Annotated in this window: 18 protein-coding genes; 6 read left to right on the forward strand and 12 right to left on the reverse strand. The window is 71.8% G+C overall.

Annotated features, from left to right (window positions below; translation table 11 throughout):
• Nucleotides 1-8 precede the first annotated feature (8 nt).
• From ABEB03_RS38800 to ABEB03_RS38810, 3 genes are all read right to left on the reverse strand, one after another.
• On the reverse strand, nucleotides 9-1,223 hold the full coding sequence (locus ABEB03_RS38800; RefSeq protein WP_345657652.1) for a cytochrome P450 family protein: 1,215 nt from the start codon (nucleotides 1,221-1,223) through the stop codon (nucleotides 9-11).
• A gap of 154 nt (nucleotides 1,224-1,377) precedes the next feature.
• Complete coding sequence (locus ABEB03_RS38805; protein WP_345657653.1) at nucleotides 1,378-1,599, reverse strand: H/ACA ribonucleoprotein complex subunit GAR1/NAF1; 222 nt, start codon at nucleotides 1,597-1,599, stop codon at nucleotides 1,378-1,380.
• Between the two features lie 247 nt (nucleotides 1,600-1,846).
• Nucleotides 1,847-2,857: a DUF2278 family protein gene (locus ABEB03_RS38810; protein ID WP_345657654.1), complete on the reverse strand. Its 1,011-nt coding sequence runs from the start codon at nucleotides 2,855-2,857 to the stop codon at nucleotides 1,847-1,849.
• A 126-nt stretch (nucleotides 2,858-2,983) separates the two neighbouring features.
• Here ABEB03_RS38810 and ABEB03_RS38815 point away from each other — a divergent pair, with 126 nt between their 5' ends.
• A complete protein-coding gene (locus tag ABEB03_RS38815; protein ID WP_345657655.1) occupies nucleotides 2,984-3,472 on the forward strand; it encodes an SRPBCC family protein in 489 nt (162 codons plus the stop codon).
• Between the two features lie 331 nt (nucleotides 3,473-3,803).
• On the opposite strand, the gene ABEB03_RS38820 is transcribed toward ABEB03_RS38815, so the two are convergent.
• Nucleotides 3,804-4,985 carry a glycoside hydrolase family 6 protein gene (locus ABEB03_RS38820; protein WP_345657656.1) on the reverse strand — a complete coding sequence of 394 codons (1,182 nt, stop codon included), beginning with the start codon at nucleotides 4,983-4,985 and terminating at the stop codon, nucleotides 3,804-3,806.
• Between the two features lie 154 nt (nucleotides 4,986-5,139).
• Nucleotides 5,140-5,763, reverse strand: coding sequence for a hypothetical protein (locus ABEB03_RS38825; protein WP_345657657.1), 624 nt, complete (start codon nucleotides 5,761-5,763; stop codon nucleotides 5,140-5,142).
• 164 nt (nucleotides 5,764-5,927) lie between these two features.
• Here ABEB03_RS38825 and ABEB03_RS38830 point away from each other — a divergent pair, with 164 nt between their 5' ends.
• Entirely contained in the window at nucleotides 5,928-8,690 is a 2,763-nt protein-coding gene (locus ABEB03_RS38830; protein WP_345657658.1) for a P-loop NTPase, read from the forward strand.
• 15 nt (nucleotides 8,691-8,705) lie between these two features.
• Here the strand turns inward: ABEB03_RS38830 and ABEB03_RS38835 are convergent, their stop codons facing one another.
• The 5 genes from ABEB03_RS38835 to ABEB03_RS38855 all read right to left on the reverse strand — a co-directional run bounded on the left by ABEB03_RS38835 (nucleotide 8,706) and on the right by ABEB03_RS38855 (nucleotide 15,525).
• The gene (locus ABEB03_RS38835) at nucleotides 8,706-9,857 is read right to left on the reverse strand and encodes an XdhC/CoxI family protein (RefSeq protein WP_345657659.1); all 1,152 of its coding nucleotides are present in this window, start codon (nucleotides 9,855-9,857) and stop codon (nucleotides 8,706-8,708) included.
• Between the two features lie 44 nt (nucleotides 9,858-9,901).
• Nucleotides 9,902-11,359, reverse strand: a complete 1,458-nt coding sequence (locus tag ABEB03_RS38840) for an NCS2 family permease (RefSeq protein ID WP_345657660.1) — start codon at nucleotides 11,357-11,359, stop codon at nucleotides 9,902-9,904.
• A 269-nt stretch (nucleotides 11,360-11,628) separates the two neighbouring features.
• Nucleotides 11,629-14,022 (reverse strand): xanthine dehydrogenase family protein molybdopterin-binding subunit, encoded by a 2,394-nt coding sequence (locus ABEB03_RS38845; protein WP_345657661.1) that lies wholly within the window; start codon nucleotides 14,020-14,022, stop codon nucleotides 11,629-11,631.
• A 4-nt stretch (nucleotides 14,023-14,026) separates the two neighbouring features.
• Nucleotides 14,027-14,635 (reverse strand): (2Fe-2S)-binding protein, encoded by a 609-nt coding sequence (locus tag ABEB03_RS38850; RefSeq protein WP_345657662.1) that lies wholly within the window; start codon nucleotides 14,633-14,635, stop codon nucleotides 14,027-14,029.
• Nucleotides 14,635-15,525: an FAD binding domain-containing protein gene (locus tag ABEB03_RS38855; RefSeq protein ID WP_345657663.1), complete on the reverse strand. Its 891-nt coding sequence runs from the start codon at nucleotides 15,523-15,525 to the stop codon at nucleotides 14,635-14,637. The genes ABEB03_RS38850 and ABEB03_RS38855 overlap by 1 nt, the downstream gene beginning before the upstream one ends.
• A gap of 404 nt (nucleotides 15,526-15,929) precedes the next feature.
• Between ABEB03_RS38855 and ABEB03_RS38860 the strand changes: the two genes are divergently transcribed.
• A complete protein-coding gene (locus tag ABEB03_RS38860; protein ID WP_345657664.1) occupies nucleotides 15,930-17,603 on the forward strand; it encodes a PucR family transcriptional regulator in 1,674 nt (557 codons plus the stop codon).
• Between the two features lie 135 nt (nucleotides 17,604-17,738).
• The gene (locus ABEB03_RS38865; protein ID WP_345657665.1) at nucleotides 17,739-18,512 is read left to right on the forward strand and encodes a hypothetical protein; all 774 of its coding nucleotides are present in this window, start codon (nucleotides 17,739-17,741) and stop codon (nucleotides 18,510-18,512) included.
• 129 nt (nucleotides 18,513-18,641) lie between these two features.
• On the opposite strand, the gene ABEB03_RS38870 is transcribed toward ABEB03_RS38865, so the two are convergent.
• Both ABEB03_RS38870 and ABEB03_RS38875 read right to left on the reverse strand, forming a co-directional pair.
• Nucleotides 18,642-18,953 (reverse strand): hypothetical protein, encoded by a 312-nt coding sequence (locus ABEB03_RS38870; protein WP_345657667.1) that lies wholly within the window; start codon nucleotides 18,951-18,953, stop codon nucleotides 18,642-18,644.
• A gap of 146 nt (nucleotides 18,954-19,099) precedes the next feature.
• On the reverse strand, nucleotides 19,100-20,014 hold the full coding sequence (locus ABEB03_RS38875; RefSeq protein ID WP_345657668.1) for a GntR family transcriptional regulator: 915 nt from the start codon (nucleotides 20,012-20,014) through the stop codon (nucleotides 19,100-19,102).
• A gap of 156 nt (nucleotides 20,015-20,170) precedes the next feature.
• On the opposite strand from ABEB03_RS38875, the gene ABEB03_RS38880 reads away from it, so the two are divergent.
• Nucleotides 20,171-21,052, forward strand: coding sequence for a (2Fe-2S)-binding protein (locus ABEB03_RS38880; RefSeq protein WP_345657669.1), 882 nt, complete (start codon nucleotides 20,171-20,173; stop codon nucleotides 21,050-21,052).
• Nucleotides 21,053-21,365: 313 nt separating this feature from the next.
• Entirely contained in the window at nucleotides 21,366-22,406 is a 1,041-nt protein-coding gene (locus ABEB03_RS38885; protein WP_345657671.1) for a DUF2637 domain-containing protein, read from the forward strand.
• Nucleotides 22,407-22,426: the final 20 nt, after the last annotated feature.

Raw genomic sequence — 22,426 nt, forward strand, 5'->3', positions numbered from 1 at the left:
GCCGGCGGTCAGCCGAGGCGCACCGGCAGTACCCGGTGGCCGTGGCCGATGAACGACTCGGCGAGGCGAGCCGGTCCCGCCGACTCGTCGAGCCGCAGGTCCGGGAAACGCGCGAAGAGTGCCGGGAGTGCTACGGCCGCCTCCAGGCGGGCGAGCGGGGCGCCGACGCAGTAGTGCACGCCGTGGCCGAAGGCGAGGTGCTCCTTGACGGCGCGCGTGACGTCGAAGCGGCCCGCGGTCTCGCCGTGCAGCAGCGGGTCGCGTCCGGCCGCCGCGTACGTCGCCAGGATCGCGTCGCCGCGCGGGATCAGCGCGCCCTCGGGGAGCTTGATGTCCTCGACTGCGTACCGGAGCGGAAGGTTGGCGATCGACGGGGCCCAGCGCAGGGTCTCCTCGATGACCTCGTTCCAGGAGATCTCCGCGGCGAGGACGCGAGCGAGCTGCTCGGGGTGGGAGAGCAGCGCGTGCACCGCGTTGCCGATCAGGTTCACGGTCGTCTCGTGACCCGCGCCGATGACGAGGAGCAGTGTGTCGATCAGTTCGGTCTCGCTGAGCTGCGAGCCCTCCTCGTCGCGGGCGGCGATCAGGGCCGTCGTCATGTCGTCGCCGGGCCGTTCGCGCTTCGACGCGACCAGTCCGGCGAGCAGTTCATGGACTTCCCGGTAGGTGGCCATGGCCTGTTCGGAGGTGATCGTGGTGTCCATGTTGGCCTCGATGAGGCGTGCCGTGTCGGCCCGCCGGTCCTCGGGCAGACCGAACAGCTCGCAGATCACCTCCATCGGCAGCGGGTGCGCGTACGCGGAGCGGAGCTCGGCCCGCCCTTCGGGGGCCTCCGCCATGCGGTCGAGGAGCCGGGCGGCGATCTCCTCGATGCGGGGCCTCAGCGCGTCCGTGCGCCGCTTGGTGAACGCCGGCGAGACGAGCCTGCGCAGCCTGCGGTGATCGGCCCCGTACGCCGTGAACATGTTGGTCACGCCGACCCAGAGACTGACCCATGTCTCGCGGTACCTGCCGTCGATCCATTCCGGCCAGTGCTGCTCGGGATCCTTCGACACCCGCGCGTCGGCCAGGAGTTGCCTGAGGACCGCGTGCCGGGTGGGGGCCCAGGCCCGTATCCCGCCCGGGAGTTCGACGAGGGCGACGGGGCCGCGCTCGCGCAGCCGGTCCGCCTCCGTGTGGAGATCGGCGCCTGCGGGATCGATGGCATAGGGCTGTTGCGGCACGGGGGCTCCTCTCTCGGGGTGGGGGTCACCGGTCGAGGTGCGGTGTCTCGGACGAGCCTGGGTGGGGACGGGGAGGATCCGGGGAGCGGGCAGGCCATGTCGGGCGGGCAGGTCGAGTGACGCACGGACCTGATGTGGTCGGTGCGTCAACTGGTCAAGGGTAAGCGGGAGTTGCCGGATGCGGGGGCGGGTTCACGCCGTCGGACGGCCGCTCCGCGGACGTGGCGGGACGGAGCGGACCGTGAGCGTCCCACTCCCGGCCGCCACCGGGCGGCCTGAGCTGCCAGTGCGGCCCGATGTGGTCGACGACCCGGCCGACCCTCTCCGTCGCCTCGTCGACGACGAGGTCGCCGGTGTGGGGCGTGTACTCGCTCATGTGCGTCCCCGTCGGATGACGTCGGCGAGCCGCGGCGCGACGTCCGGCGCACCCGGCCCAGGGCGATCGACTCGGCGGCGACGGGGCCGTGCACGCCCCCGTGCGGGCGACCCGGTCCCTTCACCGCCGATGCTCGCCGAAGAGTCTCCGCCGCCGCCGTGACATCCGTGGTGTCCGGCTCTTGCCGTTCCGTGACGACGAACTCAGCGTCCCGGGTGACCGGTTGAGAGCTCGGGCCGCAAGGCCCTCAGAACACCACGGTCCACCCCTCGCGCCCCGCCTGCCGAGCCGTGTACGAGACGCCGTGCACCTTCAGGCCCTGGGCGTCCAGGAGGGTGATCTGGCCGCCGCCGTTGCCCAGTTGGACCCCGTCGGACACGGGGACCAGGAGCGTCGCGCCGGCGGCGAGCGGACCGGCGGGCAGCGGGCAGGTGTGGCCGAGCCGGTCGGCGATGCGCCAGCCGACGAGGTCCACCGGCGCGGGTGAGGCGTTGAGCAGCGTGACGTTCTCCGCCTCGGGGGCCGGGCCCCGGGGATTGACGAGGGCCGCCACGATGCGCACCGGCCGGTCGTCGGCCTGCGGACGGGAGTCGTCGGGCGGGACGACGGCGTGCCCCGTGACGTCGTCCGTGTGCCAGGACTGGCTCTGGAAGGCGAGGAAGACACCGACCCAGCGCGACTGGGCCGGGAAGTGGATCAGCAGTCCGCCGTCCTGCCGGACGCCGTCGTCGTCCTGGAAGCGGGCGCTGTTGCCCTGGTTCATATGGATGTCGTGGACGCCGTTCCCGGGCAGGAAGCCGAAGATCTTGTCCTTGACGGCCGGCTCGGGACCGAACCGTTCGCCGAAGAGGTACACCCGGGCGGCCGGGTCGTCCACCGCGCGCCTGACGTAGTGGTCGAGCAGGTCCGCCAGGTCGTTGTCGGGGCCCTGCGCGTCGGGCGGCAGCGGGCGCATCCGCGCCGGGTCGAAGAGGTTGCCGCGGACGAAGTCGAGATTCGGGCCGCCGGGGTCGGACGGCAGCGCGTTCCAGCCGGAGGGCAGGCCTTCCAGCCGGGCGGTGACCGGGTGGTGCAGGTCGTCGTCGACGAGGTAGAGCAGCTCGGACGGCCGCTCCTGCGACTTCACGTTGACGGCGGCACGGTAGTGGACGCCTTGATCGTCCGTCAGATGGATCTGGTAGTGCGGGGTGTCGACGGAACCCTCCCGGCGGGTGTCGACCGCCCGTGTGATCAGTACGCCGTACGCCTTCAGCGGCATGGTGACCAACTCCCCCTGGGGACGGCGGCACTGCGCGTCCCCTTGAGGGAATGGTAGGGGCGGTGGCGCCCCATTTCGGGTGGTTGCGCAATAATTCATCTCCCGTTCGGGGCCTACGATCACACCGTGGTCCTCTTCGTGTTCGAACGCTCGGCCCCGCTCTCCGTCGAGGAGAGCTGGCGCCGTCTGACCGACTGGCCGCGACACGCGGCCGTCGTACCGCTGACGCGCGTCACCGTGCGCACGCCGCCGCCGACCCGGGTGGGCACGGTGTTCGTGGCACGGTCGGGCGTGGGCCCCTTGGCGTTCGACGATCCGATGGAGGTCGTCACCTGGCAGCCGCCCGCGGAGGGGCGGCCGGGACACTGCCGGCTCGTGAAGCTCGGCACCTTCGTGACGGGATGGGCGGAGATCGAGGTGCATCCGGCCCCCCGGGAGCAACCGGGGGCGCCCGGCCCGGTGCGGGCACCGGACCACCCCGCCGCCGGCTCCCGGGTGGTGTGGCGGGAGGACCTGAGCGTGCGATGGCTGCCCGGGGCGGCCGACCGCCCGCTGCACCGGACGGCTCGCTGGATGTTCGGGCGGGCGGTCGACGGACTGCTGCGGACCGACTGAGGCGCCCGCCCCCTGCGGACGGACCGACCGGACGGGAGGGCCGGACCGCCTGAGCCGATCGGGCCGTGGGCAGGGAGGCCCGGACCGCCTGAGCCGATCGGGCCGTGGGCACGGAGGCCCGGACCGCCTGAGCCGATCGGGCCGTGGGCACGGAGGCCCGGACCGCCTGAGCCGATCGGGCCGTGGGCACGGAGGCCCGGACCGCCTGAGCCGTTCAGGCCCTGGGCGGGCGGACCGGACCGCCTGAGCCGTTCAGGCCCTGGGCGGGCGGACCGGACCGCCTGAGCCGTTCAGGCCCTGGGCGGGCGGACCAGGGGTTGCCGCCGGAGCTTCAGCTCCGCGGCAGGACCGGCGGGTTGGCGAACCGCACCAGTTCCAGGGCCTGTTCGGGGAACCAGTCGCCCGCCTCGGGATCGACCGTCCCGCGCTCCGGATCCTGGGGCCCCGGCGTACCGCGCAGGCACAGCCCGTCCGACTCGCCCGGCGTCTTGATCCACAGCCGGGCGTCCTGCAACGGGTCGCCGGTGCGCAGGGTGGGCCGGGCACCCAGGCCGCGGTCCGGCGGATTGCACCAGTCCTGCGGGTCCGGATAGGTGCCGGCCGGTGGTGTCCAGGGGCCCTGCCCGTTGCGGCTGGAGTCGGTGACGAAGTGCGTCATCCGGGACGGGGGTGTGTGCACGTTCGCGTCGAGCCAGGCCTGCGCGTCCGCCCGCGGCCACCACTGGTTCGGGCAGGCGGCGACGTCGCCGCCTGCGCCCACGTAGGCGATGCACGAGGAGATCAGCTTGCCGTACCAGGAGTTGGCGTCGTCGGTGTTGTAGTTCGAGGCGTTCGTGTAGAAGCCGGACGCGTGGCCGACACCGCCCTTGATCAGACGCGGCACGATGGAGTCGACGGCGTGCCAGCCGGGATGTCCGGTGTCGAGGTAGACGCGGGTTCCGCGCAGCGGCTCCAGGTGGTCCACCGCGTAGTTGACCTCCAGGTACCGCGCGGCGGTCTTCGTGCCCTGCGCGTCGTCCTGGCCGCAGTCCGACGGCAGCAGCGCGAGGGCGTCGGGCTCCAGGGTGACCATCGCGTCGCGGCTGCCGATCCCCCGTGCCACGGCGTCGATCCATTCCTTGTACTCGGCGGTGTCGGCGGCCCCGCCCGCGGAGTAGTTGGAGCAGTCGCGGCCGGGGATGTCGTAGAGCGCGAGCACGGGCACGGCGTCGTCCTCGTCGGCGTCCCGGACGACCTGGCGGACCATGCGCTCCACCTGGGCCGGCGTCTGGTCGCCGAACCAGACGGCCTGGGGGGTGCCGACCATGGCCAGGATGCCCGCCGCGTCCAGGAACTTGCCCTGGCGGGCGAGTTCGTAGGCCTGCCGGTACGCCTGCGGGTTGGCGTCCGGGACGTACAGGGAGGGGCCGCGGCCGGCCGGCCCGGCGGTGTCGGCGGCCTGCGCGGACGGCGCGGCGAACAGGGCCGTCAGTCCGAGCGAGAGGGCGGCGAGCCAGGTGGGGGCACGTCTCATAGGGGTTCACTCCTGATGCGCAACGGTCACGAGGGACTTGCGGGAGCGCTCCCACGAGAGTCATCGAAGGCCATGCTCGCGTCAATACGCCTGCACGAGAAAGGCCCGTCGCACCGGACCGGGGCTGCCTGCCGCAACGTCTGACAGGTACGACTCACATACCGCGCGCGCGGGGTTCGCCGTCCGGTGCCACGGCCAGTTTGTCCCGGCGGTCACGGTCACCGTCGCTGGTCGTGCTCAGGACCGTGTCGCAGATCTCCCGGAGCTTGTCCGTCGCCTGCTTGGAGAACAGACCGCACAGACCCGCGATGCCGGAGAAGCCGTACGGATTGGTCGCCCCCGCCCCCGAACTCCCGGCGAAGAGACCACCGCGCAGCAGGAAGTAGACCAGCAGGGCCAGTGCCACCCCGATGCCGGCCCTGAGCAGGTACCACCACAGCCAGCTCGCATACAGCCGCCTGTTGCCGACATAGGTCGCGAAGGACGTGGCCGCATGGACGAAGCTGCCGAGGGCGCTGCAGAGAATCACCGCGACCAGCATCGCGGTGTCAGGGGTGAGCGACCACTGTGCCAGGCCGAAGGGCGACCACGGCAGCCCGGCGCCGACGTCGCTGCCGGGCTGGACGAGTTCGAGCACCACCGGCCACAGACTCACCAGGGCTCCGCACACGAACACGACGTCGACCAGGAGGAGGACACCCAGTACCGCCGTCGCGGCCGACGAGAGGCGGCGGCCTTCCGGCGCCTCCGGCCCTCCGGTTCCGCCCTGTTCGGCCACCGACCCACTCACCTTGCGTTCCCCCGCTGTGCCGTTGACCCGAGGGCACCCCGCCCTCCGGGGACCCGATGCCACCGGCCACGGTACAAGTTCGGTCGTCAACCGCGACGCATGAGCTGACTTAGAATCGAAGGATTCACGGACTATGTGCGGGAGTTGATTCTGTGGCAACCGACGGGGTGATGACCGGCGATCAGGACGACCTGATCACCCGCTTGCTTTCGCTGCTGCTCAAGGGCGACAAGCCGATCGCCTTCGTCACCGGCTCGGGCATCAGCGTGGGAGCGGTGGAGGGGGTCGGCGGGATCGTCGACGCGATGCGCAAAATGCTGGACACCCCCAGGAGCTGCGACCGGTTCGACCAGAAGGTCATCGGGCCGAGCGACGGCGAGCGGTACCAGCAGGCGGCCCGCTTCCTCGAGTACAACGTCGGCCAGGACGCGCTCAACTCGGCCATCCGTGCCGCGGTCCTGAGGGCCTACACGGGCAAGAGCCCGACCAGGAATAGTCTCTACCGACGGAACGATCCGCATGAACTCGCGGCTGCCGAAGAGCAATTCGACCAGTGGAATCTCACGCGGGCCACGGAGGCGCTGGGCAGGTTGTTGCGCTTCGTGCCCGCGGAGCGCCGCGGCCCGGTGATCACCACGAACTTCGACCCCTTGCTGGAGATCGCCGTGCGCAAGGCCGGCGCCGAAGCGAACTTCCAGTACTTCGACCTCGACGGCAGGCTGATCCGGGGCGATCACAGGAACAACATCGACATCGCGCACGTGCACGGATACTGGCGCCGCGGCGACACACTGCACACCGTCGCCCAGTTGGAGAAGGAGCGGAGCCAACTTCGGGGCAGTCTGCGTGAGTCGCTGCGCGACCACACAGTGGTGGTGATCGGCTACAGCGGATGGGACGACGCCTTCTCCCGGTCGCTGCGCGATCGCGTGCAGGAGCAGGAGATGACGGGCATCGACCTGATCTGGTGCTCGTACGCCAAGCTCACCGAGGCCGACTTCGCGTCCGGTCTCTTCAAGGAGCTCAATTCGGCACCGCGGACATACTTCTACGACGGTATCGACGCCAACGAGATGCTTCCGGCGCTGCTCGACGAGTATCTGCAGGTCGCCCCGCAGCCCGATCTGGACGGCTGGCTGCAGGTGACCCCCGCCTTCCTTGAGAAGGAGGCACGCCGGAAGCACGACGCGGGCCAGGTGGTCGGCTTCTTCGACGGCGCCGAACCGGACTGGCGCACGGCGCTCGACGTCCGGGTCCCCCGGCTGTCTCTCGTCGGAGCGTTGACCGGCAGAGTGCACAGGTGTCTCAACGGCGGGCTCGCCAAGCGCATCGTGGCCGCCGTGGCTCCCATGGGTGAGGGCAAGAGCATCGCCCTGCGACAGGCGACCGTCGACCTCGTCAGGGCCCGCGACGACATCACGGTCTACTGGCGCAAGCCCGGCGCCGCGCTCGACCTCAACGCACTGCTGGCGGTGCCGCACCGGCCCGGCCACCACATCCTGCTGGTGAGCGACGACGGGGCTCTCGTCGTCGACGACCTGCAGCGGCTCATCGTGGCCTGCGAGGCCCATGGCCGCACCGACATCCATGTGTTGCTGACGGCGCAGGAGCGTGAGTGGCGCGACCGGGGCGCCACCGGCCGGCTGCGGGGATCGCTCGAGACGGTACCCAGCCTGGGTCTCACGGAGAAGGACGGCCAGGATCTCGTCACCGCCTGGGAGGAAGCGGACGCCCTCGGGGAACTCGCCGGAACGCCGGAGGACGAGCGGGCCGACAGACTCGTCCAGCTGGCCGCGGCTTCCTACGGACGCCGCGACAGCGCTCTGGTGGGGGCCATGCTCCAGCTGCGGTACGGGCCGATGCTGCGCGAACACGTCGGTGCGATGCTCCAGCGGCTCGAGGCGTACTCCCCCGTCGGGAACGGCACGCTCCGGGAGTGCTTCCTGATGATCGCGCTGCTCCACACCGCTTACGATCCCGAGAAGGATCAAGCGGCCCCGCTGTCCCAGCGAGTGCTCGCTCAGGCCATGGGCCTGCAGCCGGCCGTGGCCGTCGAATGGGAGGTCACGAATCCGCTGGGCATGGAGGCGGCGGTGTCCGGATACGGGCGTGAGCTCTGGGTCCGTCACCGGTCCATCGCCGATGCCGCCCTCGACATCAGCCAGAAGCAGGACCCGGGGGAGCTCCCTGCCCTCGCACAGCGGCTGACCACCGCGGCGGTCGAGATCCACAAGCAGACCGGAGACTTCGACAAGGACCTCCACGCGGCCGCCTATCTGTCCCTGGGCCTGGTCGGACCCAACGAGCGACGCTTTCCGCTGGAGTCCGTGACCGCCGCCGAGGCCGCGGTCGCCGCGTCACCGTGGCGGCTCAGTTTCCGCACCGCTCAGATCATCGCGCTGCGCCGTGCGGACCGTATCGACGACGCACGGCGCTTCGCCGAACGCACTGGTCGCGAGCTGTCGTCGATGACCGACGGCGAGCCGGAGGTCAACTTCTTCACGGCATGGGGAACGGTCACCGGACTGGCCGGTGAGTACGCCTCCAACATCCTGCTCTGCGGTATCGCACTGCCGTCGTCCGTTCAGCAGGAGGACGTGAACGTCAGCCTGCTGAGCATGGGCGTCGGATTGACCGAGTTGCACTCGCAGTCGTCCGACGCCGTGTTCCTCGACGCGCTGCGCGGAGTCGTCGGGCTGATGTCGGAACGGCAGCTCAACCGCCGCAATCTCAGCCATCTGCAACGCCATCGCGGCTATCTCGCCAGATTCCGGGCCACCGAACTCGAAGGGGCCGATGCATGGGCGGCGGTGCAGGCAGCGGTGGACGCGTTGACGCCGACAGCTGATCCGTCCCTCGCTCCCGTGCTGGCTCGGGCGGGCAGGTCGATCCTTCCCCTCAAGGAACTTCGCTGACCCGAGGGAGCAGGGTCAGGCCACCGACCCGATCCGCCCCACGGGCGCCGACCCCGCGTCGTGGTGGATCGGAGTGTGGGCGCCGGTCAGCGAAATGCCGCTGCCACCGCGCCGGTCGGCGACGATCTCCGAGGCGATGGACAGGGCCGTCTCCTCGGGCGTGCGGGCGCCGAGATCCAGGCCGATCGGCGACCTGAGCCGCGCCAGCTCCAGTTCGGTGACGCCGACTTCGCGCAGGCGGTCGTTGCGCTCCAGATGGGTGCGGCGCGACCCCATCGCGCCGACGTAGGCCACCGGGAGCCGCAGGGCGAGCCGGAGCAGCGGTACGTCGAACTTGGCGTCGTGGGTCAGTACGCACAGCACCGTCCTGGAGTCGGTCTCGGTGCCCTCCAGGTACGTGTGGGGCCACTCGACGACGATCTCGTCCGCCTCGGGGAAGCGGGTGGGCGTCGCGAAGACCGGGCGGGCGTCGCACACCGTCACCCGGTAGCCGAGGAACTTGCCGATGCGGACGAGGGCCGAGGCGAAGTCGATCGCCCCGAAGACGATCATGCGGGGCGGCGGCACCGAGGACTCGACGAGCACGGTGAGCGGCGCTCCGCAGCGGGAGCCCTGCTCCCCGATCTCCACGGTGCCGGTGCGCCCCGCGTCCAGGAGGGCCGCGGCCTCCCCCACCACGGTGCGGTCGAGTTCGGGGTGGGCGCCGAAGCCGCCCTCGTAGGAGCCGTCGGGGCGTACGAGGAGGGCGCGGCCCAGCAGTTCCGCGGGCCCGGAGACGACGCGTGCCAGCGCAGCCGCCCGCCCGCCCGCGGCGGCGGCCAGCGCGTCCGCCAGCACCGGCCGGGCGGCGTCGCCGGCGCGGACCGGGGTGACCAGGATGTCGATGATGCCGCCGCAGGTCAGGCCGACCGCGAAGGCGTCGTCGTCGCTGTAGCCGAAGCGTTCGAGGACGGTCTCGCCGTCCTCCAGGGCCTGCCGGCACAGTTCGTAGACCGCGCCCTCCACGCAACCGCCGGAGACCGAGCCGATCGCCGTGCCGTCGGAGTCGACCGCGAGTGCGGCGCCCGGCCGGCGGGGTGCGCTGCCGCCGACGGCCACGACGGTGGCGACGGCGAAATCGCGTCCCTGCTCGACCCACCGGTGCAGTTCCTCGGCGATGTCCAGCATCTCTCGGTCTCCTTGTCAGCGGTTGCGTGGTGGGTGGCCGGGCGTCAGTGGACGCCCATCCAGCTTTCGATCGGGTTGAGGGCGAAGTAGACGAAGAAGATCACCGTCAGACCCCACATGAACGCCCCGATCTCCCGGGCCTTGCCCTGGGCGACCTTGATGGCGACGTACGAGATGACGCCGGCCGCGACTCCCGCGGTGATGGAGTACGTGAACGGCATGATCACGACGGTCAGGAAGACCGGGATCGCGGTGGCGCGGTCGGCCCAGTCCACGTGGCGGGCGTTCATCATCATCATGGCGCCGATGACGACCAGGGCCGCCGCGGCGACCTCGCCGGGGACGATCGCCGTGAGCGGGGTGAAGAACAGGCAGGCCGCGAAGAACAGGCCGGTGACGACGGAGGAGAGGCCCGTGCGGGCGCCCTCGCCGACGCCGGTCGCCGATTCGACGAAGACCGTCTGGCCGGAGGCGCCGGCGACACCGCCGACCGCGCCGCCCGCGCCGTCGATGAACAGGGCCTTGGACAGGCCCGGCATCCGGCCCTGCGCGTCGGCGAGCTTGGCCTCGGTGCCGACGCCGATGATGGTGGCCATCGCGTCGAAGAACCCGGCGAGCACGAGGGTGAAGACGATCATGCCGACCGTCATCGCGCCCACTTCGCCCCAGCCGCCGAACTCGACCTTGCCGAAGAGCGAGAAGTCCGGCATCGAGACGGCGCTGCCGTGCAGTTCGGGGGCGCCGCTGGCCCACTGCTTGGGGTCGATGACACCGGCCGCGTTGAGGACCACGGCGACCACCGTGCCGCCGACGATGCCGATCAGGATCGCGCCCGGGATGCCGCGTGCCTGGAGCATGAAGATCGCGAGCAGGGTCGCCGCGAAGAGCAGGACCGGCCAGCCGGCGAGTTCACCGGTCGGGCCGAGGGTCACCGGGGTCGACTTGCCCTGGTGCACGAAGCCGGCCTTCACCAGGCCGATGAGGGCGACGAAGAGGCCGATGCCCATGGTGATCGCGTGCTTCAGCGCCAGCGGGATCGCGTTCATGATCATCTCGCGCAGGCCGGTGACGACCAGGAGCATGATCACGGCGCCGTACATCACACACATGCCCATGGCCTGCGGCCAGGTCATCTGCGGGGCGACCTGCGAGGAGAGCACTCCGGAGACGGAGAGTCCCGCGGCGAGGGCGAGCGGCACCTTGCCGAAGAACCCCATCAGGAGCGTGGTGAAGGCCGCCGCGAACGCGGTCGCGGTGATCAGGGCCTTCTGGCCGAGCGTGTCCCCCGCCGCGTCCTTGCCGGACAGGATGAGGGGGTTGAGCAACAGGATGTACGCCATCGCCATGAAGGTGGTGACGCCGCCGCGCACCTCGCGCGCGATCGAGCTCTCCCGCTGGGATATGTGGAAGTACCGGTCGAGCCAGGACCGTCCGGCCGGGACGCGGCTACCCGCGCCCGCGTCCTCCGCGACGGTCTTCGGCTCCAGAGACTGCTGGGTCATGTGGGCCTACTCCCAAGGTTCAAAGGGGCACCCGAGACAGCCGCCCTGACGGCTGATCAACCGCACGTGCGGCTGTGGGATTTGGGAAGGTGCTTCGGCCGCACGACCCGGGGGACGGCCCGAGACGAACGATCAGGATCTGCTGCTGGTACTGACGTTGATCACTTTCCGATGGTTCAAGTTCCGCGAGCGGTGCGGCACTTGAGTACTCCGGGCGGCGCGGCGAAGTGTGACGTTCCCTGCGCCGCCCGGAGAGTCCTGCCCGGTGCCTACGCGGTGCCCGTGAGGTGCTCGGGGCGTACCGGCGTCCGGTTGAGCTCCAGACCCGTCGCGTTCCGGATCGCCGCGAGAACGGCCGGGGTGGACGACAGGGTCGGGGCCTCGCCGATGCCACGGAGCCCGTACGGGGCGTGGTCGTCGGCGAGTTCGAGCACGTCGACGGGGATGGTCGGCGTGTCGAGGATCGTGGGGATCAGGTAGTCCGTGAAGGAGGGGTTGCGCACCTTCGCGGTCTTCGGGTCGACGATGATCTCCTCCATGACCGCCACGCCGAGGCCCTGGGTGGTGCCACCCTGGATCTGGCCTACGACGGACAGCGGGTTGAGGGCCTTGCCGACGTCCTGGGCGCAGGCCAGTTCGACGACCTTGACCAGGCCGAGCTCGGTGTCCACCTCGACGACGGCGCGGTGCGCGGCGAACGAGTACTGGACGTGCCCGAATCCCTGGCCGGTGCGCAGGTCGAACGCCTCCGTCGGACGGTGCCGCCACTCGGCCTCGACCTCGACGGCCTCGCCTTCGAGCACGTCGGCCAGATCGGCGAGGACCTCGCCGCCGTCGGTGACGACCTTGCCGCCCTCCAGGAGGAGTTCGGCCGTCGCCCACGCGGGGTGGTAGGTGCCGAACTTGCGCCGGCCGAGCTCCAGGACCTTCTCGCGCACCAGCTCGCAGGAGTTCTTGACGGCGCCGCCGGTGACGTACGTCTGGCGCGACGCGGACGTCGAACCGGCGCTGCCCACCTGCGTGTCGGCGGGCTGGATGGTCACCTGGGTGACGCCCAGCTCGGTGCGGGCGATCTGTGCGTGGACCGTGACGCCGCCCTGGCCGACCTCGGCCATCGCGGTGTGGACCGTGGCGACGGGCTCGCCGCCCACGACCTCCATGCGGACCTTCGCGGTCGAGTAGTCGTCGAAGCCCTCGGAGAAGCCGACGTTCTTGATGCCGACCGCGTAGCCGATGCCGCGCACGACACCCTCGCCGTGCGTGGTGTTGGACAGGCCGCCGGGCAGCTGCCGTACGTCGGCGCCCTCGGAGCTCTCCCACTGGCGCTCGGGCGGCAGCGGCATCGCCTTGATGCGGCGCAGCAGTTCGGCGACGGGGGCCGGCGAGTCGACCGGCTGCCCGGTCGGCATGATCGTGCCCTGTTCCATGGCGTTGAGCTGCCGGAACTCGACCCGGTCCATGCCCACCGCGTCGGCGAGCTTGTCCATCTGGGCCTCGTAGGCGAAGCACGCCTGCACCGCGCCGAAGCCGCGCATGGCGCCGCAGGGCGGGTTGTTGGTGTAGAGCGCGATGGCCTCGATGTCGACGTCGTCGATCACGTACGGGCCGACGCTCAGCGAGGAGGCGTTGCCGACGACCGCCGGGGAGGCCGACGCGTAGGCGCCGCCGTCCAGGACGATCCTGCACTTCATGTGCGTGAGCTTGCCGTCCTTGGTGGCGCCGTGCTCGTAGTACAGCTTCGCCGGGTGGCGGTGGACGTGTCCGAAGAAGGACTCGAACCGGTTGTAGACGATCTTGACGGGCTTGCCGGTGCGCAGCGCCAGCAGGCAGGCGTGGATCTGCATCGACAGGTCCTCGCGGCCGCCGAAGGCGCCGCCGACGCCGGAGAGCGTCATCCGGACCTTGTCCTCCGGCAGGCCGAGGACCGGGGCGATCTGGCGCAGGTCGGAGTGGAGCCACTGGGTGGCGATGTACAAGTCGACGCCGCCGTCCTCGCCCGGCACCGCGAGTCCGGACTCCGGGCCGAGGAAGGCCTGGTCCTGCATGCCGAAGGTGTACTCGCCCTTGACGACGAAGTCGGCCTTCTCGGCGGCCTTCTCGGCATTGCCGCGGATGATCGGCTGACGGTGCACGATGTTCGGGTGCGGGACGTGGCCGATGTGGTGGTCGTCGCGGTTCTCGTGGATGAGGATCGCGTCGGGCGCGGTCGCGGACGCCTCGTCCGTGACGACGGGCAGTTCGCGATACTCGACCTTGATCTTCGCGGCGGCGCGGCGCGCGGTCTCCGGGTGGTCGGCGGCGACGATCGCGACGGGCTCGCCGTGGTGGCGGACCCTGCCGTGCGCGAGGACCGGGGTGTCCTGGATCTCCAGGCCGTAGTTCTTCACGGCGGTCGGCAGGTCGTCGTACGTCATGACGGCGTAGACGCCGGGCTGTGCGAGGGCCTCGGAGGTGTCGATCGACACGATCTCGGCGTGGGCGACCGTGGAGCGCAGGATCTGCCCCCACAGCATGTCCTCGTGCCACATGTCGGACGAGTAGGCGAACTCGCCGGTGACCTTGAGGGTGCCGTCCGGGCGGAGGGTGGACTCCCCGATGCCGCCCTTGGTCTTCGACCCCTGGGTCACCTTGGACGGGATGCCGGTGGTACGTGTGTCGGCCATGGCGTCAGACCCCCTCGGGCTCGGACTGGCGCGCGGCGGCGAGCCGGACGGCGTCCATGATCTTCTCGTAGCCCGTGCAGCGGCACAGGTTGCCCGACAGCGCCTCGCGGATGTCCGCGTCGCTCGGGTTCGGGTTACGCTCCAGCATCTCGTCGGCGGCGACCAGCAGGCCCGGGGTGCAGAATCCGCACTGGACGGCACCGGCGTCGATGAACGCCTCCTGGATGGGCGAGAGTTCGACGCCCTCACCGGTCTGCGAGTCGTGGCCCTTGGCCGCCCACTGCTTCGCCGCGTCGAGCGACGTCCCGGCCTTCTCGGCGGATCCGCAGGCGCCGGTCGCGCAACCACCGTGCTCCGCACGCTGCTTGGCGAAGTCGGCGAGCCCTTCGACCGTGACGACCTCGCGGCCCTCGACCTGGCCGGCGGCGACCAGACACGAACACACCGGCACACCGTCGAGGCGGACCGTGCAGGAACCGCACTCGCCCTGCTCACAGGCGTTCTTGGAGCCGGGCAGGCCCAGCCGCTCGCGCAGGACGTAGAGGAGCGACTCGCCCTCCCAGACGTCGTCGGCCTCCTGTGGACGGCCGTTGACCGTGAAATTGACGCGCATTACGCGACTCCCTCCGTGGCGGCGGCGGTGCCGCGGTACGACTCCCAGGTCCAGGTCAGGGTGCGGCGGGCCATGATGCCGACCGCGTGGCGGCGGTAGCTCGCCGTGCCCCGGACGTCGTCGATCGGGTTGCAGGCGGCGGAGCACAGGTCCGCGAACTGCTTGGCGACCGACGGGGTGATGATCTTTCCGTTGTCCCAGAAGCCGCCCTCTTCGAGCGCCGCGTTCAGGAAGTCCTCGGCGGTCTTCGCGCGGACCGGGGTCGGCGCCGCGGAGCCGATGCCGGTGCGGACCGTGCGGGTCTGCGGGTGCAGGGCGAGGCCGAACGCGCACACCGCGATGACCATGGCGTTGCGGGTGCCGACCTTCGAGTACTGCTGGGGGCCGTCGGCCTTCTCGACGTGGACGGCGCGGATCAGTTCGTCGGCGGCGAGCGCGTTGCGCTTCACGCCGGTGTAGAACTCGTCGATCGGGATGAGGCGGGAGCCGCGTACCGACTCGACCTCGACCTCGGCGCCGGCCGCGAGGAGGGCGGGGTGGGCGTCGCCGGCCGGGGAGGCGGTGCCGAGGTTTCCGCCGACGCCGCCGCGGTTGCGGATCTGCGGGGAGGCCACCGTGTGGGAGGCCAGCGCCAGACCGGGAAGCTCGCCGCGGAGGTTCTCCATGATCTGGGTGTACGGAACGGAGGCGCCCAGGCGCACGCTCTCCTCGCCGACCTCCCACTCGCTCAGCTCGCCGATGCGGTTGAGATCCAGGAGGTACTCGGGCCGGCGGTGGTCGAAGTTGATCTCGACCATCACATCGGTGCCACCCGCAATCGGCACAGCGGTGGGGTGCTCAGCCTTGGCGGCGAGCGCCTCCTCCCAGCTGGCGGGGCGAAGGAAGTCCATGAGTGGCTCTCTTCTTCGTATCGTGGGTCGTTCTGTTCAAGCCAGATCGTGTGCGGCGGGCCCGGCTCGTTCATGAGTTGTTTACGCGGAGTGGGGCCAGTACACAGCGCCGTCCCGCACCGGGGTCAGTCACCGAAACCATGAAGGAGTTGGCTGGCCAGGGAGCTCATCTTGTAGATTCGTATGAACGGAGGTCATCAGTAACCTCTTCGCTTTCCTCTGGAAACATCCGGCACGACCTGGGAATCAAGGAGCACCGCTCACGAAAGCCCAGGACACGGCCACACGGGGGCCTCGGCCACCGTCCCGAGGACCCGTGCCCCCGCTCCCGAGGGGGGCGACCCACAAGGGTCCTCGCCACAGAACCATCGTAGATTTCGAGACACAGAACGGCGGCGACGAGAATGCGGCTGCGCGCACTGCTGGACACCGACGCGCTGGGCCTGCGGCTGCTCGGCGGCGAGGACGAGCTGGACCGTGCGGTGCGCGGCGTGATGACCACGGACCTCAAGGACCCCAGCCGGTACCTCTCGGGCGGCGAGCTGGTCCTCACCGGCCTCGCCTGGCGGCACGACGCCGCCGACTCCGAGTCCTTCGTCCGCATCCTCGCCGGCGCCGGAGTGGCCGCCCTCGCCGCCGGTGAGGCGGAGCTGGGCGACGTGCCGGACGACCTGATCCTGGCCTGCGCCCGGCACCGGCTGCCGCTGTTCGCGGTGAACGAGTCGGTGGCCTTCGCGACCATCACCGAGCACGTCGTGCGCCAGGTCTCGGGCGAGCGGGCCGGGGACCTGGCGGCCGTGGTGGACCGGCACCGCCGGATGATGACGTCCGGCCCGGCCGGCGGCGGCCCCGACGTGGTCCTCGACCTGCTCGGCAGCGACCTGGACCTGCGGGCCTGGGTCCTGTCGCCCATCGGGCGGCCCATCGCCGGCTCGAAGGTCGCGGGGGCGGCTCTGGCGGCCGACGTGTGCGCCGAGCTCGCCGCCGAGCACCTGGCCGCGGCCCGCACCGGCCGCCGCGGCCCGCACCGGGTGACGGTCGGCACGGCCACGTACTCGCTCTTCCCGATCCGCGCGTCCGGGCGGTCCTCCGGCGCCTCGCGGGACGTGCGCGAGACCGTGCTCTCCGACTGGCTGCTCGCCGTCGAGGCGGACGCCGGGGACTGGCCCGAGGAGCGGCTCGACCTGCTCCAGGGCGTCACCCAGCTGATCGCGGTGGAGCGGGACCGGCGCGACGCGGCGCGCACGGTCCGGCGGCGGCTCGCGCAGGAGGTGCTGGAGCTGGTGCAGACGGGGGCGGCGCCGGCCGAGATCGCGGCGCGGCTGCGGGTCGCGGCACCGGTCCTGCTGCCCGGCCTCGGCGCCGCCCCGCACTGGCAGGTGGTCGTGGCGCGCGTCGAGTGGGAGGGCGGCGAGATCGAGGGCGGCCCGGTCGCCCAGTCGCTGCTGGAGGAGATCCTCGTCGACCCGCTGTCCGCCGGCCCCGAGCACTCCGACCGGATAGCGGTCGCCCATACGGGCGATGAGGCCATCGCGCTCGTTCCGCTCCCGGCGGTGTCCGCGGAGCACGACGGCTCCGAGGAGGGACTGCTCGCCGACTCGCTCCTGGAGGCGGTGCGGGACCCGCTGTCCGCCGGGCTCGACGACGACGGGCGGCTCACCCTCGGCGTCAGCGCCGCCGTGCACTCGGCGGAGGGTCTGCGCGGGGCGCTGGAGGAGGCCCGGCACGCGCGCAGGGTCGCCGCCGCGCGCCCCGGCCGGGTCTGCGCGGCCGGACACCAGGAGCTGGCCTCGCACGTGCTCCTGCTGCCCTTCGTGCCGGACGACGTGCGCCGCGCCTTCACGGCCCGGCTCCTGGACCCGCTGCGGGACTACGACCGCAGGCACCGCGCCGAGCTGATCCCCACCCTGGAGGCGTTCCTGGACTGCGACGGTTCCTGGACGCGTTGCGCCAGCCGTCTGCACCTGCACGTCAACACGCTGCGCTACCGCGTCGGACGGATCGAACAGTTGACGAGTCGTGATCTGTCACGCCTGGAGGACAAGTTGGACTTCTTCCTGGCACTGCGCATGAGCTGACGCGCGGCGCCCGCGAGCGGCGGCCGAACACCTATGACTTTGTGAAATCCTTCACCCACCCTCTTGGCCGGGCCCCGCGATCCGTGCTGAGATGCCACCACTCAACAGCTCAATGGTGTGCTCGGGGAGGGCAACGTGGCGCATACCGCCATGTCTGGTCACGGAACGACTGCAGGGGACGATCCACTCCAGACCGCGGTATGGCGGCTGCGCTCGCGAGCCTGCTGGGCCGACGCGGCCGCGCTGCTCCAGCCGCACACCGCGGAGGCGGCGCTCCAGCGGGCGTCGCTGCTCGTCGAACGGTGCCTGTACACCGAACAGGGCTGGGCCGAGGCGGAGGACGCGCTGCGGACCGCGGAGGCCGTCGCGCAGAGCGACGACGAGCGCGGCGCGGCGGCCTGCGAGCGGGGGCAGCTCGCGTACGCGGCGACTCTGCTCGGCGTGCGCGACCGGGCCGACGAGGCGCGGGCCGCGCTCGGCCGGGCCGCCGCGCTGCTCGCGCCCGGGGCCCGGGGCCGGGCCCTGCTGGACTTCCGGCGCGGACTGCTCGCCGAGAACCTCGCGCGCTCCCCGCAGGCCGCCCGCGCCGCCTACCGGCGCGCGCACGCGGGCGCGGTGGCCCACGACGATCCGCTGCTGCTCTCCTTCACCTGGCGGCATCTGGCCGGACTCGCCCTGCGGGACGGCGAGTTGGCCGAGGCGCGGCACGGGTTCGCCGAATCACTGCGGATCCGCGAGGAGTTGGGCTACCTCGTGGGCACGGCCCCCGCGCTGGCGTCGCTGGCGGACGCCGAGGCCGAACCGGAGGCGTCCCGTCTGCGCGCGGAGGCGGGCCGCCTGTTCCGGCTGCTCGGCGGCGTCCCGACCTGGCTGGCCCGCCAACTGGCCCCACCGGCGGCCACGGCCTGACCACCGGCGCCCTCGGCAGCGGGTTCGCCCGCTCCGGGCGGCCGGGACGGGAGAGGCCGCACCCGCCCGCCGGCGAACTCGCCGGATCCGGGTGCGGCCCGGCGCACAGGCCGCCGTACGGCCCCTGCGTCAGCCGCTCTGGGCGCGGGCCAGCAGGGTGCGGGCGAACTCCTGGACCGTGGTGCGGAGTTCGGGGTCACGGGCCACGTAGACGACCACGCCCACGATCACCAGGAGGATGAGGAAGCCGCGCAGTCCCCCGCTCCGGCCGCCGCCGTACGGCACGGGGCGGTGCAGATGGGGCGACCCCGAGTGGCGCGCGTGCGCGCGGGCCATGTCGTGCATCTCGCGGTGGCTGCGTACGTGGTTCTGGTGGATCTGCTGCGCCTGCTGCGCGGCCTGCTGGGCTTGTTGCTGGGCCATCCAGGACGGGTCGGGCATCGGAATCTCCCCCGGTGTCGGTCCGGCTCTCGCCGTGTACCGGGGGCCACGCCCGCGCCGCGCGCCGGGTTCCCGGTGTCACGGTGTGTTGCGCGGCGGATACCGCTCCGTGACACGAAGGGAGGAAGGGGTGCCCGCCGGCGGGGTCAGGACGCCCCGGCGAAGTGCTCGCGCACCAGCGACTGCACAACGGGCAGGTCCTCGGCGATCAACGCGTCGAGGAGGGCGGTGTGTTCGGCCGCGTCGGCGACCAGGTCGGCCCGGCCCCGGGAGACGGGACCGCCGACGAGCGGCCACTGGGCGCGCCGGTGCAGGTCGTCCGCGATCTGCACCAGCTGGTTGTTCCCGGACAGCGCCAGCACCGCGCGGTGGAAGGCCCGGTCGGACTCGGCATAGGTGGCGCGGCAGCCGGAGGACGCGGCGCGCGCGGTGGCCTCGGCGAGGGGGCGCAGCTCCGCCCAGCGCCCGGCGGGCACGGTGCGCGCGAGGCGCAGCATCACCGGCACCTCGATCAGGGCGCGGACCTCGGCGAGCTCGCCCAGTTCCCGGGTGCCGCGTTCGACGACCCGGAAGCCCCGGTTGGGCACGACCTCGACCGCGCCCTCCAGCGCGAGCTGCTGCATCGCCTCCCGTACGGGGGTCGCGGACACCCCGAACCGTTCGCCGAGCACGGGGGCCGAGTACACCTCCCCCGGGGCGAGCTCGCCCGCGACGAGCGCGGTGCGCAGGGCGTCCAGGATCTGCCCGCGCACGGAGGAGCGCTGCACGACGGGGCGGACGCCCTCGACCCGGGGGCGCGGGATGGGCGGCTCGCTGTGCGTGTGCTCGCCGCGGGCGCGGGCCGGGCCCCCGGCCTCGGGTCCGGTCACACCCCGGACGGCGCCGGCGCCCGCACCGGGCACGGCACCGTCGGGGACCCCGCCCCGTGTCCGCTCGCTGCCCGTGCCCCGGTCCATGTCCGCCGCCGTCGGCTGTGCGGGCACCCGGACGACCCCCGTACGGATGTCCGGGGTCCTCGCGCCTGCGGAGCCGTGCGCACTGCGCGGACCGGACTGCTCCACGGGTCCTCCTCCGGGCTTGGTGGTACTTGGGGGTCATTGCGGCGGTTGTTACCCGTCCGTCAAGCACCATAGGCGCACATGGCCTCAGTTCAAACACCCGATCTGACGGGTAAGGTAAGGCTTACCTGCTAACGATCGTGAAGCGGATGGTCCCGCATGCCCACTACAGCCCTGTCCGACGGAGCGGCCACGGACTCCCCGGCCGCCCCCGGGCGACCGTCGCCCCTCGGGGACGCGTACGCACGGCTGACCGAGGTCTTCGCCGGGCTGAGCGTGCGCGAGCTGAGCGCCGGCGAGGCGGCGCCGTCGGGCGAGGGGTGGGTCTGCGCAGCGGGGTTGGCGGCGGGCGGGACCGACCTCGACGCCTTCCTCGCCTGGGACGAGGAGCAGGTGACCCGGGACTACGGACAGCGGGCGCGCCCCGACGTCGTGGCCGGCTTCGGGCTGCACCGGTACGCCTGGCCGGCCTGTCTGCTGATCACCGTGCCGTGGTTCCTGCGGCGCCGCGTCCCCCGCTTCGCTGTGGAGGACGTCACATACGAGCGCACGCTCGGCAGCATGGCCGTGCGCGTCACGACGTTCGCATGCCTGCCCGGCGACCCCGCGGCCGGGCTGCCGGGCGCCCACGTCGTCCCCGACGAGGAGGCGCTGCGCGCGGAGGTGCGGGCCGCGGTGGCCGAGCACCTGGAGCCGGTCCTCGGCGGCTTCGGCCCCCGCATGCGGCGGCGCGGCCGAGCGCTGTGGGGCATGGCGACCGACGAGGTCGTCGAGGGGCTCTGGTACATCGCGCACCTGCTCGGCGAGGAGCGGCGGGCGATGCGCGAGCTGGAGCTGCTGCTGCCGGGGTCGACCCAGCCCTACGCCGGTTCCGCAGCGTTCCGCGAGCTGACCGGCCCGAACGGCGAGTCCCTGCCCACCCGCGACCGGGTGACCTGCTGCTTCTTCTACACGCTGCGCCCGGAGGACACCTGCACCACCTGCCCGCGCACCTGCGACGCGGACCGGGTGGCCAAGTTGGCGGCGGCCGCGGCCGGTTGAGCCGTCCCGGACGGGAGCGGCCCACGAGTGCCCTAAGATCAACTCCGGCGACCCCCCGCGCGGTGAGGCTCCGCGGATCGCAGTCGATTCACAACTTCCTCACTTGTCGCAGGAACTTTCCGTCGAACCATCCGTACGGGTAATCTTATTCGCACTCAACTCCCGTCCCTCGCGCGGCAGTTCGAGCAGAATGCCGCCCTGCGCATCCCCTTGCACTCCCTTGGCGGCCTCTTGCCCCGAAACCCCCTGAGGGCTGACGGGATTGGGCCACTATGGCGGGCGTTACGCCCTATCCCAATGCAAGGGACCCCAGATGAGATTGACCGACATATCGCTGAACTGGCTGCTTCCGGGCGGCGTCTTGCTCCTGGGACTGCTGGCGGCGGTGGCGGTGCTCGCGCGCGGCAAACGGTCCGGGGAGAGCGCGGGCAGCGACGACTCGTGGGAGCGCAGCGAGGAGCGTCGCAGGCGCAAGGAGGCCATCTACGGCACCGCCTCCTACGTGCTGTTGTTCTGCTGCGCCGCGGTCGCCGCGGCGCTGTCCTTCCACGGCCTGGTCGGCTTCGGCCAGCAGAACCTCGGCCTCTCCGACGGCTGGGAGTACCTCGTCCCGTTCGGCCTGGACGGCGCGGCGATGTTCTGCTCCGTGCTCGCGGTGCGGGAGGCCAGCCACGGTGACGCGGCGCTCGGCTCCCGGATACTCGTGTGGACGTTCGCGGGTGCCGCGGCCTGGTTCAACTGGGTGCACGCTCCCCGGGGCATCGACCACGCTGGCGCCCCGCAGTTCTTCGCGGGCATGTCCCTGTCGGCCGCGGTGCTGTTCGACCGCGCGCTGAAGCAGACCCGGCGTGCCGCGCTGCGCGAGCAGGGCCTGGTCCCGCGTCCGCTGCCGCAGATCCGCATCGTCCGCTGGCTGCGCGCGCCCCGGGAGACGTACGGCGCCTGGTCGCTGATGCTCCTGGAGAACGTCCGCAGCCTGGACGAGGCCGTCGAGGAGGTCCGCGAGGACCGGCGCCAGAAGGAGCAGAACCGGCTGCGCCGCCGGGAGCAGGAGCGGGTCGAGCGCGCTCACCTCAAGGCGCTCAGCCGGGGCCACCGAGGGCTGGCCGGCCGCGGCGGCGGCCGGGAGCTGGAGACCGCGACGGTGGAGCGGGCGCCGGGCCAGGCCTCCGCGGAGCCTGCCATATCCACCGCGGAGCAGCTGCCCGTGCGCTCACGGCCGTCCCTCACTCCCGTCCGCAAGAGCACTGAGCCGATCACCGTCGACCTCACCGCGGAGGACGACACGATGGCCCTGCCGCGCCTCGACTCGCTGGAGCGCAAGCTGAAGGACCTCGAGCAGCAGTTCGGCTGAGGTCCCCGGTCCGCACGAGC

Origin of the sequence: Streptomyces siamensis, assembly GCF_039543605.1 — a bacterium.
Taxonomy (GTDB): domain Bacteria; phylum Actinomycetota; class Actinomycetes; order Streptomycetales; family Streptomycetaceae; genus Streptomyces; species Streptomyces siamensis.

Coding starts and splice junctions, on each gene's coding strand:
- ABEB03_RS38835 (WP_345657659.1), bottom strand. CDS start 9,857: ATGCTGGACATCGCCGAGGAACTGCACCGGTGGGTCGAGCAGGGACGC.
- ABEB03_RS38855 (WP_345657663.1), bottom strand. CDS start 15,525: ATGGACTTCCTTCGCCCCGCCAGCTGGGAGGAGGCGCTCGCCGCCAAG.
- ABEB03_RS38845 (WP_345657661.1), bottom strand. CDS start 14,022: ATGGCCGACACACGTACCACCGGCATCCCGTCCAAGGTGACCCAGGGG.
- ABEB03_RS38820 (WP_345657656.1), bottom strand. CDS start 4,985: ATGAGACGTGCCCCCACCTGGCTCGCCGCCCTCTCGCTCGGACTGACG.
- ABEB03_RS38840 (WP_345657660.1), bottom strand. CDS start 11,359: ATGACCCAGCAGTCTCTGGAGCCGAAGACCGTCGCGGAGGACGCGGGC.
- ABEB03_RS38870 (WP_345657667.1), bottom strand. CDS start 18,953: ATGCCCGACCCGTCCTGGATGGCCCAGCAACAAGCCCAGCAGGCCGCG.
- ABEB03_RS38880 (WP_345657669.1), top strand. CDS start 20,171: ATGCCCACTACAGCCCTGTCCGACGGAGCGGCCACGGACTCCCCGGCC.
- ABEB03_RS38805 (WP_345657653.1), bottom strand. CDS start 1,599: ATGAGCGAGTACACGCCCCACACCGGCGACCTCGTCGTCGACGAGGCG.
- ABEB03_RS38885 (WP_345657671.1), top strand. CDS start 21,366: ATGAGATTGACCGACATATCGCTGAACTGGCTGCTTCCGGGCGGCGTC.
- ABEB03_RS38810 (WP_345657654.1), bottom strand. CDS start 2,857: ATGCCGCTGAAGGCGTACGGCGTACTGATCACACGGGCGGTCGACACC.
- ABEB03_RS38860 (WP_345657664.1), top strand. CDS start 15,930: ATGCGGCTGCGCGCACTGCTGGACACCGACGCGCTGGGCCTGCGGCTG.
- ABEB03_RS38850 (WP_345657662.1), bottom strand. CDS start 14,635: ATGCGCGTCAATTTCACGGTCAACGGCCGTCCACAGGAGGCCGACGAC.